General features: G+C 66.7%; 13 protein-coding genes. 3 read left to right on the top strand and 10 right to left on the bottom strand.

Translation table 11 applies throughout. The features are described 5' to 3' along the window. The first annotated feature begins 58 nt into the window (after positions 1 to 58). Positions 59 to 541: an Lrp/AsnC family transcriptional regulator gene (locus AB4118_RS27590; protein WP_043242082.1), complete on the top strand. Its 483-nt coding sequence runs from the start codon at positions 59 to 61 to the stop codon at positions 539 to 541. A gap of 85 nt (positions 542 to 626) precedes the next feature. Here the strand turns inward: AB4118_RS27590 and AB4118_RS27585 are convergent, their stop codons facing one another. The 7 genes from AB4118_RS27585 to AB4118_RS27555 form a co-directional block, all read right to left on the bottom strand. After that, positions 627 to 1,394, bottom strand: coding sequence for an ABC transporter ATP-binding protein (locus AB4118_RS27585; RefSeq protein WP_441492743.1), 768 nt, complete (start codon positions 1,392 to 1,394; stop codon positions 627 to 629). Next, positions 1,391 to 2,404, bottom strand: a complete 1,014-nt coding sequence (locus AB4118_RS27580; RefSeq protein ID WP_441492742.1) for a FecCD family ABC transporter permease — start codon at positions 2,402 to 2,404, stop codon at positions 1,391 to 1,393. The genes AB4118_RS27585 and AB4118_RS27580 overlap by 4 nt, the downstream gene beginning before the upstream one ends. A gap of 4 nt (positions 2,405 to 2,408) precedes the next feature. Then, complete coding sequence (locus AB4118_RS27575; protein WP_441492741.1) at positions 2,409 to 3,443, bottom strand: iron ABC transporter substrate-binding protein; 1,035 nt, start codon at positions 3,441 to 3,443, stop codon at positions 2,409 to 2,411. Continuing rightward, entirely contained in the window at positions 3,430 to 3,915 is a 486-nt protein-coding gene (locus AB4118_RS27570) for an SAM-dependent methyltransferase (RefSeq protein ID WP_441492740.1), read from the bottom strand. The genes AB4118_RS27575 and AB4118_RS27570 overlap by 14 nt, the downstream gene beginning before the upstream one ends. Positions 3,916 to 3,926: 11 nt before the next feature. Further along, positions 3,927 to 4,745 carry a molybdate ABC transporter substrate-binding protein gene (locus tag AB4118_RS27565; RefSeq protein WP_441492739.1) on the bottom strand — a complete coding sequence of 273 codons (819 nt, stop codon included), beginning with the start codon at positions 4,743 to 4,745 and terminating at the stop codon, positions 3,927 to 3,929. Positions 4,746 to 5,055: 310 nt separating this feature from the next. Next, entirely contained in the window at positions 5,056 to 5,844 is a 789-nt protein-coding gene (locus AB4118_RS27560) for a hypothetical protein (RefSeq protein ID WP_441492738.1), read from the bottom strand. Positions 5,845 to 5,908: 64 nt separating this feature from the next. After that, on the bottom strand, positions 5,909 to 7,042 hold the full coding sequence (locus AB4118_RS27555; RefSeq protein ID WP_441492737.1) for a DSD1 family PLP-dependent enzyme: 1,134 nt from the start codon (positions 7,040 to 7,042) through the stop codon (positions 5,909 to 5,911). 143 nt (positions 7,043 to 7,185) lie between these two features. Here AB4118_RS27555 and AB4118_RS27550 point away from each other — a divergent pair, with 143 nt between their 5' ends. Next, positions 7,186 to 9,006, top strand: coding sequence for an ABC transporter ATP-binding protein (locus AB4118_RS27550; protein WP_441492736.1), 1,821 nt, complete (start codon positions 7,186 to 7,188; stop codon positions 9,004 to 9,006). A gap of 12 nt (positions 9,007 to 9,018) precedes the next feature. Here the strand turns inward: AB4118_RS27550 and AB4118_RS27545 are convergent, their stop codons facing one another. The 3 genes from AB4118_RS27545 to AB4118_RS27535 form a co-directional block, all read right to left on the bottom strand. Next, on the bottom strand, positions 9,019 to 9,588 hold the full coding sequence (locus AB4118_RS27545; protein ID WP_441492735.1) for an invasion associated locus B family protein: 570 nt from the start codon (positions 9,586 to 9,588) through the stop codon (positions 9,019 to 9,021). 113 nt (positions 9,589 to 9,701) lie between these two features. Then, the gene (gene obgE / locus AB4118_RS27540) at positions 9,702 to 10,745 is read right to left on the bottom strand and encodes a GTPase ObgE (RefSeq protein WP_441492734.1); all 1,044 of its coding nucleotides are present in this window, start codon (positions 10,743 to 10,745) and stop codon (positions 9,702 to 9,704) included. Positions 10,746 to 10,789: 44 nt separating this feature from the next. Further along, positions 10,790 to 11,656, bottom strand: a complete 867-nt coding sequence (locus AB4118_RS27535) for a LysR family transcriptional regulator (RefSeq protein ID WP_441492733.1) — start codon at positions 11,654 to 11,656, stop codon at positions 10,790 to 10,792. Positions 11,657 to 11,761: 105 nt separating this feature from the next. On the opposite strand from AB4118_RS27535, the gene AB4118_RS27530 reads away from it, so the two are divergent. Then, on the top strand, positions 11,762 to 12,673 hold the full coding sequence (locus tag AB4118_RS27530; RefSeq protein ID WP_441492732.1) for a DMT family transporter: 912 nt from the start codon (positions 11,762 to 11,764) through the stop codon (positions 12,671 to 12,673). Positions 12,674 to 12,724: the final 51 nt, after the last annotated feature.

Genomic DNA, 12,724 nt, shown 5'->3' with positions numbered 1-12,724 from the left:
CGACGATGCTTTCCATCTTAGCGCTTTCCGCTAATCCTGCGAACGAAAGCGAGACAAGATGCCAGACTATAAACTCGACGATATCGACCGGCGTATCGTCCAGGCTCTCCAGGCCGATGGACGCATGAGCAATCAGGACCTGGCCGAAAAAGTCGGGCTTTCGCCCTCACCCTGCGCAAGGCGGGTTCGCCTGCTGGAGGAGGCGGGCATCATCGAGGGTTATGTCGCGGTCGTGAACCAGGACAAGCTCGGCCTCCCGGTCTCGGTCTTCGCCTCGATCAAGCTGGAGCGCCAGCGCGAGGAGGAACTCGACCGCTTCGCTGCGGCGGTGACACGCTGGCCGGAAGTGGCCGACTGCTACCTGATGACCGGCCCGCGCGACTATCTGCTCCGCATCATCGTCAGCGACCTCGCCGCCTACGAACGGTTCCTGAAGGACAAGCTGACCCGGCTCGACAATGTCGCCTCGATCGAATCGAGCTTCGCGCTCGGGCAGGTCAAGCGCTCCTTCTCGGTGCCGGTTGAGCTGGGGCGGGGATAGCCAGGCCAGCGACCGGCCACGCCGACGCTCGATCATATCCTTCTGGATGCCTTCTGGCGGCCCCCGAGGCCACGCTCGGACAGCTCTATTCGCCCGGCAGGAACGCGACGCGGCCCGCGTCGTCCCGCACCGTCTCGATCCCGACGCCGTAGAGCTCCATCAGGCGCACCGGCGTCAGCAAGTCCTGCGCGATCCCGCTCGCCAGCATCCGCCCCTCGCGAATCATCATGACGCGGTCGGCATGCCGCAGCGCCTGATTGGGGTCGTGCGTGGTGAAGAGCACGCCCAGTCCTTCGGCCGCGAGGCGCCTGATCTGCGCCATCACCTTGCCCTGGTTGCCGAAATCGAGGCTTGCGGTCGGCTCGTCGAGGATGACGTAGCGTGGTTCCTGCGCCAGCGCGCGGGCGACCAGCACGAGCTGGCGCTCGCCGCCCGAGATCTGCGTGTAAGGGCGCTCGGCCAACCCCGCGATACCGAGGCGCTCCAGCATCGCCATCGCCACCTCGCGATCATGCCGCGAGGGGGCGGCGAACAGCGCGCCATGAGCGGTACGCCCCATCAGGACGACAGCGAAGACCGAGAAGGCGAAGGTTCCGGCATGTGCTTGCGGCACGTATCCCAGCGCTCGCGCCCGCTCTGAGACCGTCAGGCCAGCAAGCGGCTGCTCGTCAAGGGTGAGCCCGCCGGCATGTGGCGGCAGAAGGCCGAGCAGGGTTTTCAGCAGGGTCGTCTTGCCGCTGCCATTCGGCCCGAGCAGGGCAAGCACCTCACCCGCCCGCAGGGCCAGCGTGATCGCCCGGCCGATCTGGCGCTCTGGATAGCCATAGGCGAGATCGACGGCACTGAGGCTCACGACCAGCCTCCACGCGCCGACGCAAGCAGCCAGATGAAGAAGGGCGTGCCGATCACCGCGGTGAGGATGCCGAGCGGCGTCTCGACCGGGCCGATCGTTCGCGCCAGCGTGTCGATGATCAAGAGGTAGCCGCCGCCGAGGATCGCGGCGGTCGGCACGAGCTTGCCGAAGTCGGGCCCGACGAGAAACCGCGCGAGATGCGGCACGACGAGGCCGACCCAGCCGATGATCCCCGCCGCCGCAACGCTCGCCGCCGTGACCAGCGTCGCGGCCGCGACGATGGCAAGGCGCAACGGGCCGGTGTTCAATCCGAGCGCCCGCGCCTCCTCCTCCGGCAGCGACATCACGTTCATGCGCCAGCGCAGGGCGATCAGAACCACCGAGCCGAGGGCGACCGGGCCGAGCAGCGGCAGGAGATCGGGCTTGGCGGTCCCGGCAAGGCTGCCCAGCAGCCAGAAGGTCATGGCCGGGAGCTGATTATAAGGATCGGCCCAGTATTTCACGAGGCCGATTCCGGCGCCAAGCAGCGAGCCGATGACCACGCCGGTCAGGACGAGCGCCAGCACCGGGTCGCCGCGCCGGATGGTCGAGCCGACGACATAGACGGCGCCGACCGCGATCAATCCGCCGATGAAGGCTCCGAGCTGGATGCCGACGATGCCGAGCGAGAAATAGATGCCGACCACCGCGCCGAGCGCCGCGCCAGACGAAGCGCCGAGGATATCGGGCGAGACCAGCGGGTTGCGGAACAGCCCCTGGAAGGCCGTGCCGGCGATCGCGAGCGCCGCCCCGCAGAGCATGGCCGCAATCACGCGCGGGCCGCGGATATTCCAGATCACCGTTTCCAGCTGCGGCGGCAGGCCCGACGGCTGACCGCTCACCTCCGCCCAGAGGATGCGCAGCAGATCACCGGGCCCGACCGGGAAGCGTCCCAGCGCGAAGGCAAGCACGACGCCGAGCGCGAGCAAACCGAAGGCGAACAGGGTTCCGCGCGCGAAGGATGGCGACAAGGGGCTAGCCTCGCCCAGCCAGGACACGGTCGAGTTGCGCGTCGGTCGGCGTCACCTGATAGAATAGCGTGTGGAATTCGCGGGCGAGCGGGCGGATATCCTCGGGGAACTGGGCGGGATAGAGCAGCTTCGCCAGCCACCACAGCCCGATCATCCGGTTGACCGAAGGCGGGAAATCGACCCAGCCGAAAGGCAGCTTAGGGGAGAGATGCACGCGGCGATCGCGCACCGCCCGCACATTCGCCCAGGCAGGATCGCTGGCGACGCCATCGGCGAAGGCCGGATCGATGGTGACGATCACCTCCGGATCCCAGGACAGGATCTGTTCGAGCGAGACATTCGCAAGCCCGCTGCCCGGGGTCTCTGCCGCGACATTGCGCGCGCCGAGGAAGGAGAGCGTCTCGACATTGATCGAGCCGCCGAGCCCCGTCTCGAGCCCGCGTGGGCCGCGCGCGTAATAGACCGAGGGACGCTTCTCCCCGGGAATCGTGGCGATACGCCCCTTGATCGTCGCCATTGCGGTCTCGCACCAGCGCGCCAGCGTCTCGGCGCGTTCGCCGCGCCCGGCCAATTGGCCGAGGATGCGATAGCTCGCCGGAATCTGCTCGAAGCGACCATCCAGCAGCGCATAGGGAATGCCGGTCTGTTCCTGCACCCGCATTGCCAGCTCGACATAGGTTCTGCCCGTCGAACCGGCATCGACGATCAGGTCCGGCTTGAGGCCGAGCACCGCTTCGAGATCGGCGCTGTTGCCGCGCCCGGTGATGCGACCGACTTCCGGCCTGTCGCCAATTCCAGGCAGCAGGAATTCGCGCTCCTCCGCGCGATTGGCGCGCGGCCAGCCGAGCAGCAGATCGGGCGCAAGCGTATAGAGCGTGATCGCAGCAGGTGGCCCCGCCGGAAAGACGCGTTCGACCCGGACCGGAATGGCGATTTCACGCCCGGCGCCATCGCGCACGGTTGCAGCACGCGCAATGCGCGGCGCGGCGAGCGTCGCGGCAAGGCCGCCCAGAACGGTTCGACGGTCAGGTCCGCCCATGATCATGCTCCGTGCCGGCGCCCGCTTGCGGGCAGCGGTTCGGTTTGATGTCGAGAAGCGGAGTGCCGTCGACGCAGTCGAGCCCGCGCACCCGCAGCGCGCCCTCCTCCACCCCAATGAGCCTGACCCGCGACAGGGCGATCGGATTGGGCCGGACCGGCGAGCGCAGTGCAAAAGTGCCGAGGATCTGGCCGCTGGATTTCGGGCTCTGGGTCAGCAGATCCCTTCGGGCCAGGTTCATCCAGTACAGCAGGTCGAGATATGCGCAGGCTTCGACGCCGGCCAGCGCCGGCCACCAGGTCGCATCGACCTCGACATGGCAGATGGGCCCTGATTCCGGGTCTCCACGACGCGGGCATTGATCGCGTGAGGCGAAGGGCGTGCGCAGGCGGCCGATGAAGACGAGATGCGCATCCTGCCGATCGGGCAAGGCAGCGATGGTCTCGCCCCGCCGCGTCGCCTGCCAATCCATTGCCAACTCCGTCACTTCGACCCGCTATGTGGGAGCGCCGGCGCGGCAAAGCCGTGTTTTGCCAGAATCTCCTGCCCCGCCCGCGACAGGATGAACATGGCAAGCCGGTAGCCGTTTGGCGAGGCCTTGCTCATCACGGTCAACCCGTAATCGGCCCCCACCGCGAGCGCAGCCGGCAGCCGGACCAGCGTCACGCCGGGCTGCTCCCGGGCGAGTGGCTGGGTATTGGTGCAATAGGCCAGGAAGATGTCGGCCTCGCCACTGGCAAGCTTGTAGCCATAGGCATTGACGTCGTCAGGGGCGGCAACGCTGCTCGGACCGCCCGTCAGCTGCAGTGCCTTGGCCTCGAGCGCCGTCCTTGCGCCCGGCTTCAAGGCCTCGGCCCGCGCGAAGACCTCGAAAGCGTAATCGCCCGAAGGATCCGCTTTCGGCGTCGAGGTGCCGAGCCTGATGGATGGATCGAGCATGCGTTCCAGCAACGTCTCGGCGGTGACCATCAGGCCCGGCCGAACGAAGGCGCAGAGCTCGTTGCGCGCGAAGAGCACGACCGGCCCGGCCAGGCCCGCGTCCGCCAGTGCAGCCGGGTGGCCCATGTTGGCGGAAGCGAACACCTCCGCGGCTTCGTCCTTGGCCAACCGCTCGCGCAGCAATCCCGAAGGGCCATAGGCAGGTTTGACCTGAACCCCGGTCGCGGTCTCGAATGCCTGCGCCATCTCGGTCAAGGCTGCTCGCAAGCTCCCGGCGGCGTGCAGCAGGGCCGGCTGCTGCGGCTCACCGGTAGAAACCGTGTCCTGCGCCATCAGACGCTCGGCGACGACGAGAGTGCGCATAGGCTGATGCATCGGCCTGCATCGCTTTGCATGAGAAGGGCTGCGGCCGGTCGCCCCTGCCATGCGGCGATCACCTTCTGCCCTTCGGGGCTGATGAACCGATTCACGCCAACCTATCCGTCATTGATCGGGTCTCATGCGGGACTTGGCCAAGCCCCGCGCTCTGACAGGGTACTCGTTGACCTGTGGCTTGTCGCCATTAGCGACGCTGCATGCTCCGTCACGGTGCGGGTGCGGCCGGTCCTATCGCCATCGATGGTCGGCACTGCGCCGCCCTCGGTGCTCGCCCGGCCCAGGCTGACACGAACGGTCAGAGTTCGTGCGTCCGGAAATTCCTCCAGGCGCAGACGCGATGAACATATTCGCGGTCGCTTTCAGCCTCGCCAAAGGGCGCGACGAGCCAGTCCCAGCGTTCATCCGGCGGCGGTAGCGGGACACGGCGCGCCAGATCCAGCCGGTCCGTCACTGTGCCATCGCGGTCGTGCTCGAGCATCTCGACATCGCTGATCAGACAGACACGTCCCGCGAAGCGCGCAAGGTCCTGGAGATGCCAGGCGATGCAACGCGCCGGCAGATCATCCGGAAGGGCGGTTGCGCGGTCCCCGTTCTCCTCGAGCCAGTCCTCGATCGGCCAGGCGAGCTGCGACATCAGGTTAGCCGAGATTACCAGATCGACCTCCTTGTCCGCACTGAGATCGGCCAGCGGGTCGCTACGCCCCTGGCTCTCCCCCGCAAGCCAGTTCATGACGCCTGTCAGATCACGCGTCACCAGCTCGACATTGCGGCGCAGCGCCATGCGCAGCCTGACCTGGGGCAAATGGACCACGTCGATCAACACGACGCGCTGAAAGCGTGCGCAGAGCAGGTCGAGAGGCACATCGCGCACCAATCCCGAGCCGAGCACGATGGCCGTGCGGTGGCGTCCGAGCTCGCGGACGATCTGCGCGACGACCGCCTGACAGCGCTGGTGGTGCGGTGTCCAGCCTTTGCGCTGGCGTCGCCCTCGCGCCCAGAGCGCAGTGCTCTCCCGCAACAGGCCAAGCTGCCGCGTCATCCGTCCGACCGGGGTCGCAAGGGTCAGCAGGAACTCAGCCAGCATCGGGGCCTGCGTCCGAAACATGGGAAGCGAATTTCGGACGCAGCCATACGCAGTCCCTGTGTCCTCAGGTCAGCGCGCCACGCCCCGCAACTGGCCAAAGCGTCTCGACATGCGCATCGGGACCGTGCAGCCCGCGCACGCCGACATACCAGTCGTGCAGGTTCACCGTCGGGTCGCAATGGCCCGGAATGAGCAGGATGCGGTCGCCGCGATGCGGCAGCGCGATCGGATCACCGGTGAGCACGCCATGCTCGTCAGAGGGTTTGGTGTAGATGACGCCGTCGCGCTGGAACGGCATCGGCATGCCGGAATCGACCGCCGCCGCCTTGTGCCCGGCATCGACGATGGCACGGTCCGGCACGGGCTTGCTCATCACCCCGGCGAGGACGAAGAGCGCGTGTTCGAAGGCCCTGAAGGGGGTGCCGTCCGCCTGCCGATTGCGCGCGTAATCTGCATCCATGAAGATGTAGGAGCCGGCCTGAATCTCGTTCCAGATGCCGGACTGGCTTTCGAGCTCATAGGTACCGGTGCCGGCGCCGCTGACATATTCGCAGGTGAGGCCTGCCTGCCCGAGGCGCTCCACCGCGTTGCGGGCGAGCAGCCCGGCGCGCTCGATCGCCTCGCGCCGCTCGTCGATCGAGCGCATGTGCTGGGCAGCACCGTGATAGGCTTGGATGCCCGTGAAGCGCAGCGAGTTGCTGCGCGCGACCGCCTCGGCGATGCGGACGGCTTCGCCGACTGCGACGCCACAGCGGCGCCCGCCAATATCGAGCTCGACCATAACGTCGAGCATCACGTCGTGCCGCGCAGCCGCCTCCGCCGCCTCGCGCACGCCCTCGGGATGATCGACGCAAAGGCCGATCCGTGCGTTGCGCGCCAGCTTGGCGAGCCGATCGAGCTTGGCTGGACCGACGATCTCGTTGGTGACCAGAACATCGCCGACTCCGCCCGCGACGAGAATCTCGGCTTCGGAGACCTTCTGGCAGCACTGGCCGACGGCGCCATGCGCGATCTGAAGCAGGGCGATATCCGGGCTCTTATGGGTCTTGGCATGAGGACGAAGACGTACGCCATGGGCCTGCGTATAGGCGGCCATGGCGACGAGATTCCGCTCGAAGGCGTCGAGATCGAGAACGAGCGCTGGCGTGTCGATCTCGGCGAAGCTCTGGCCGATCTGGGCCGGCGGGGGCGCGGGCATGAGTATACGCTATCTCCGGAATCAGTTGCAGCACTGTGGCTATGGGACGCCAGCTTCGTGTCTGGAACAAGACCGGAGCGCGAGGAACGCCCCCGCCGCCAAGCCAGTGGCATATCGCGGTCGACCATGTTAGGCCCCGCGCCATGAAGATCGGCCGCGTTACCGACGACACCTTTGCGCTCTTCGCCCGCGTCTGGCGCGAGCGAGTCAACGCCTACCTGCCCCAGATGGCGATGATCCTGGCACTAGTGGTGGTGATCGCCGCGACAACCAGCTTCTACCCGCTTCTGATCAAGGCAGCCTTCGACGCCTTCGCCGACCCCCTATCGGCGGAAGCGACGGGCTTCGTGCGCCGGATGGAGCGTCTCGTTTCGAAGTCGATCGGGATCGAGATCGGCGTGGTCAACGCCGTTGCGGTCGTCGTCGTCATCGTCACTGCGATCAAGGGCTTCTCGCTGCTTACGCAAACGGTGATGACCAACAGCGTGGTCAGCCGAATCGAAGCGGATATGCAGTCCGCGCTCTACGCGCATCTGATCGACGCCGACCTTGCTCAGCTCCAGCGCGAGAACCCCGCGTCGCTGACCCAGCGCTTCACCACCGACTTCACCTATGTGAAGGAGGCACTGACCCGGATCATCAACATCGCCGTGCGCGATGTGATGACCTCCATCGCACTGGTCGGGGCCCTGCTCTGGATCGATTGGCAGATGACCCTTGTCGTTCTGCTGATCGCGCCGATCGTCGCGCGCCCGATCGGCCGGATCGGCAAGAAGTTGCGCCGCATGGCGATGTCGCAGCAGGAGCAGACAGGCATCATGGCAAGCCTCGTCACCGAGAGCCTGCAGGGTGCCCGCGTCGCCAAGACGGACTCGCTCGAGCCCTATCTCAAGGCGCGCGCCGCGCATGCCTTCGAGACGATCCGCTCGCTCAAGATGAAGGCTGCCAATGCCCGCGGCCGGCTCGATCCTCTGCTCGAGGTCGCCGGCGGCATGGCGGTCGCCGGCGTCCTTGCCGCCATCGGGGTCAGGATCACGGCGGGCACCAGCACGATCGGCGATTTCACCGGTTATGTCTCGGCGCTGCTGCTCGCGGCGCAGCCGATGCGTTCGCTCGGCAACCTCAACGCCATCCTGCAGGAGGCCGGGGCCTCGCTGAAACGCTACTATGCCCTGATCGACGAGAAGCCGTTGGTCACCGAGCGCTCTGGAGCGCAGCCCCTCAAGGTCGGTGCCGGCGAGATCGCCTTCCGGCACGTTCGCTTTCGCTATCGCGATGATGCCCGCGCCCTGGAAGGCATCGATCTCGTCGCACAGGGTGGCAGGATGACAGCTCTGGTCGGTCGCTCCGGCTCCGGCAAGTCGACGCTGCTCACCCTGGCGCCGCGCCTTTACGACCCGAACGAGGGCCGCATCGAGATCGACGGACAGGATCTGCGCGACGTCACTCTCGCCAGCCTGCGCGGCCAGATCGGTGTCGTCAGCCAGGATGTCATGCTCTTCGACGATACCGTGCGGGCCAACATCGCCTTTGGCCGGCCGGGAGCGACCGAGGCCGAGATCATGGCCGCCGCCAGGGACGCAGCGGCGCATGATTTCATCATGGCCATGCCCGATGGCTACGATACGCAGGTCGGCGAGCGCGGTTCGAAGCTGTCCGGCGGTGAACGCCAGCGTGTCGCCATCGCGCGGGCCATCCTGAAGGATGCGCCAATCCTGCTGCTCGACGAGGCGACGAGCGCACTCGACACCGAGTCAGAGCGGCTCGTCCAGCAGGCGCTCGCCCGGCTGATGAAGAACCGCACGACACTGGTGATCGCCCATCGCCTCTCGACCGTGCGCGAGGCCGATCTCATCGTCGTGCTGGAAGAGGGCCGGATCGTCGAGACCGGTAGCCATGATGCTCTGATCGAGCATGACGGCACCTATGCCCGGCTGCACCGGCTGCAATTCACCGAGAACTGAAACGCGCCGATCTCAGGGCTCGCGGGCAAGCGCGTCCACTGCGGACTGAAAGCCCTTGAACGAGAAGGGCAGCACGACGGCGCGGTTAGCACCATCCTGATAGCGAAGCTGGCCAGCCTCGCCAAAGCCGCGCCAACGCTTCAGCAGGTCGTCGCTCACGTTCACCTCGGCGAAGCAGCCGCCGGGAAGGCAGCGCTGGAAGTCGGCAAGCGTCCCCTCGTCCTTCTCTCCGAGCGCAAGGCGGATACCGGCCTTGGCGCCGAGGCTCACATTCGGCGGCACCTGCACCACGAGCTTGTAGGGTTCATTGCGCACCGGCCGCCCGAGCGCGATCAACGCCACCGGGCCGCGCTGCCCCTGCACCTCGAGCGTCTGCACGATCTCGCAGATCCGGGTCCCGACGCCCTGCTGGCAGCGATGGGTCCAGTCGCCATAGGTCGCCGTCGTATTGTCCGGCTGCGAAACGCCGCCAGGAGCGGCCGGAGCCTGTGCACTCGCGGAAGGACGCTGCGCCTGGGCAAGGGCTGCGCCACTGAAGATCACGACGGAAACGAACGCGAGAGGCCTAAGCTTCGAAATCACCTGACAAGTCCCCCTTTGACGGTAGCCATGACTTAGATGGTGGCGCGCGTTTCCACGCAAGCCGTTTGGAGCTCGCTGGGAACGGTCGTCAACATCCCGTGGCGAATGACCGGTTATGGGCGCCAGCCGGTTTCCAGCGCCGGAGCATCGGCCTGGGCCTCTTCCTTCCGAGCCTCTTCGACCACCGCGAAGAGGGCGCGCAAGGCATCGTCGACGCCCTGGCCAGACGCTGATGACAGCACGATCGGCGCGCGCTTGGCGGCCCGCTTCAGCCGCGCGACCTGCTCCTTGAGCAGCTCCGGGCTCAGGGCGTCCACTTTAGACAGCGCCACGATCTCGGGCTTCTCGGCCAGGCCCTCGCCATAGGCCTCGAGTTCCTCCCGAACGGTCTTGTAAGCCTTGCCGGCGTGCTCGCTGGTGCCTTCGACCAGATGCAGCAACACGCGGCAGCGCTCGATATGGCCGAGAAAGCGATCGCCGAGCCCATGTCCCTCATGCGCTCCCTCGATCAGGCCAGGAATATCGGCCAACACCATCTCGCGCCCATCGACCCGCACGACACCAAGGCCGGGATGCAGGGTGGTGAAGGGGTAATCGGCGATCTTCGGCTTTGCAGCGGTAACCGTGGCAAGAAAAGTCGACTTGCCGGCATTGGGGAGGCCGACAAGCCCGGCATCGGCGATCAGTTTCAGGCGAAGCCAGACCCAGCGCTCCTCGCCCGGCAGGCCCGGATTGGCATGGCGCGGCGCCTGGTTGGTCGAGGTCTTGAAATAGGCGTTGCCGAAGCCGCCATTGCCGCCCTTGCACAGAACGAAACGCTGGCCGGATTCGGTCAGGTCGGCAATCAAGGTCTCACCGTCTTCGTCGAAGACCTGCGTACCCGGCGGCACCTTGAGCACGATCGGCGGGCCATTGGCGCCGTGCCGGTCCTTGCCCATGCCGTGTTCGCCGATCCTGGCTTTGAAATGCTGCTGGAAGCGGAAGTCGATCAGCGTGTTGAGCCCCTGCACGCATTCGATCACGACATCGCCACCGCGTCCGCCGTCGCCGCCATTGGGGCCGCCGAATTCGATGAATTTTTCACGCCGGAAGGAGACGCAGCCCGCGCCGCCGTCACCGGCCTTCACATAGATCTTGGCTTGGTCGAGGAATTTCATTGCTTCTCAGTAGTGGGCCGCGGGCCGAAGGGCAATGCGGGCGCTCACGCGGCAAGCCGTGGCGCGGCCATTTCTTCGCGAAGCGCCTGTGCAAAGCGCCGGGCCGCGAGACTAGGGCTAGGCGCGACGATGAGACCGACCGAAAGCTCGAACAGCGGTGGCAGGCCCTCGGCGGCGCCAAGCCGGCGCAGGCTCGGCGGCACCGCACTCTCGGTGATCGCCGTGACGCAGAATCCGGCCTCGACCGCGGAGATCACTCCCGCCGTATGCGAGGAGGAAAAGACCAGCCGATGCGCCCGCCCTGCCCCGGTGAGCGCCGCCAGGACACGAGGGCGCGCCCGGCAGCCTTCGGAAAATAAAGCGAGCGGCAGAACCTCCTGCAATTCCGGGCGATGACCGCGCGCCGCAACCCAGACCAGCGGCTCGCGGCGCAGCGTTTCTCCCTTTGGCCGGACCGGATCCTGCGTGATCACGGCAATATCGAACTCGCCGGCCGCAAGCGCAGGCTCGATCCGTTTCGAGAGATCGCAACGCAGTTCCAGCTCGACACGCGGATGCTCGGCCGCAAATCGTGCGATCAGCGGACGCAAGTAGGCGTCGACATAATCGTCGGGCACGCCGACGCGCAGTCGCCCCGTGGCTGCCTCGCCGCCCAGATCAGCCAGCGCTTCGCGCTCCACCGCGAGCAGGCGGCGGGCATGACCGATCAGCCTTTCGCCGGCGTCGGTCGGTGTCACCCCACGCCGCGAGCGCTCGAGCAGCTTCTGGCCCAATTGCGCTTCGAGATCCTGGATGCGGACCGAAACCGCCGATTGCGTGCGGCCGAGCCTGACGCTCGCTGCCGTGAAACCGCCGGTCTCGGCGACCGTCACCAGCATATCGAGCGCCGCCAGATCGAAATGAGTTGCCATCGCCTCGCTCCATCGGAATTTCGAATGGAACGATGAGAATAATCCGTTTTTCCGATTGAAGGAAGCACCCTATATCGCCGGCACTGCCCGTCGCGGATGACCCTGATGACCACCCCGAGCCTCGCCCTGTCACGTCCGGCTGCACCCGGCCTTGCCATGTTCGTCGCGCTGATGACAGGCGCGACCTGCATCGGCTTTTCCGGCATCTTCGTGCGCTATGCCGATGTCGGACCGGCCGCCGCCGGCTTCTGGCGCATGCTCTTTGCCCTGCCCGTCCTCGCAGCCTGGACCGCGTTCGAACAGCGCAAGCCCAGATCGGGGGCCGCGCGCTCGGGGAGCTGGTGGCCGATCGCGCTGGCCGGGTTCGCCTTCGCCGTCGACGTGACGCTCTACAATGCCTCGCTCGGCTTCACGACGATCGCCAACGCCTCGCTGCTCGGCAATCTCTCGCCGGTCGTCGTCGTCCTGGCGGCCTGGCTCCTGCTCGGTGAGAAGCCGACCGGGCGCATCCTCGGCGCGCTTTTGCTGGCGATCGGCGGTGCGTTGATGCTGGTGCTGCCGAAATTCGCGTCTTCTACGGCCGCGGCCAGTCCGGGCAGCATTTTCGGCGACAGCCTGGCGGTCGGAGCAGCCTTCTCCTACGCCATCTACATCATCGCCATTCGCCGGGCCCGGGATTTTGCCGATGCCGGGCGCATCGGCCTGATCTCCAGCGCGCTCTGCGCCGTCTTCTGCATCGCGGTCGCGATCCTGCTTGGCGAAACCATCCTGCCGCAGAGTCTGCAGGGCTGGCTTGCGGTCATCGCGCTCGGACTCGTCTCGCATGCGCTGGGCCAGGGTTTGATCACGCTGGCGCTCGGCCAATACGGCGCCAGCGCCGCCTCGCTGGTGATGGTCTGGCCGGCACTGGTCAGCGTTCTCGCTGCCTGGGCGATCTTTGCCGAGCAGCCCTCGCCCGCGCAGGCCTTTGGCGGCGTGGCGATTCTGGCAGCCGTTCTGCTGGTGCGGAAGGGCTGAGATTTGCTGCCGGACCTGGCCCCGCCCCTCTGAAGCGGCCTGAGATTGCTC

This window comes from Allobosea sp. 2RAB26, from assembly GCF_052115465.1.
GTDB lineage: Bacteria > Pseudomonadota > Alphaproteobacteria > Rhizobiales > Beijerinckiaceae > Allobosea.
This window is presented reverse-complemented; position numbering and strand designations above follow the sequence as displayed.

Coding starts and splice junctions, on each gene's coding strand:
- AB4118_RS27575 (WP_441492741.1), bottom strand. CDS start 3,443: ATGGGCGGACCTGACCGTCGAACCGTTCTGGGCGGCCTTGCCGCGACG.
- AB4118_RS27535 (WP_441492733.1), bottom strand. CDS start 11,656: ATGGCAACTCATTTCGATCTGGCGGCGCTCGATATGCTGGTGACGGTC.
- AB4118_RS27560 (WP_441492738.1), bottom strand. CDS start 5,844: ATGCTGGCTGAGTTCCTGCTGACCCTTGCGACCCCGGTCGGACGGATG.
- AB4118_RS27555 (WP_441492737.1), bottom strand. CDS start 7,042: ATGCCCGCGCCCCCGCCGGCCCAGATCGGCCAGAGCTTCGCCGAGATC.
- obgE (WP_441492734.1), bottom strand. CDS start 10,745: ATGAAATTCCTCGACCAAGCCAAGATCTATGTGAAGGCCGGTGACGGC.
- AB4118_RS27565 (WP_441492739.1), bottom strand. CDS start 4,745: ATGCGCACTCTCGTCGTCGCCGAGCGTCTGATGGCGCAGGACACGGTT.
- AB4118_RS27570 (WP_441492740.1), bottom strand. CDS start 3,915: ATGGATTGGCAGGCGACGCGGCGGGGCGAGACCATCGCTGCCTTGCCC.
- AB4118_RS27530 (WP_441492732.1), top strand. CDS start 11,762: ATGACCACCCCGAGCCTCGCCCTGTCACGTCCGGCTGCACCCGGCCTT.
- AB4118_RS27550 (WP_441492736.1), top strand. CDS start 7,186: ATGAAGATCGGCCGCGTTACCGACGACACCTTTGCGCTCTTCGCCCGC.
- AB4118_RS27590 (WP_043242082.1), top strand. CDS start 59: ATGCCAGACTATAAACTCGACGATATCGACCGGCGTATCGTCCAGGCT.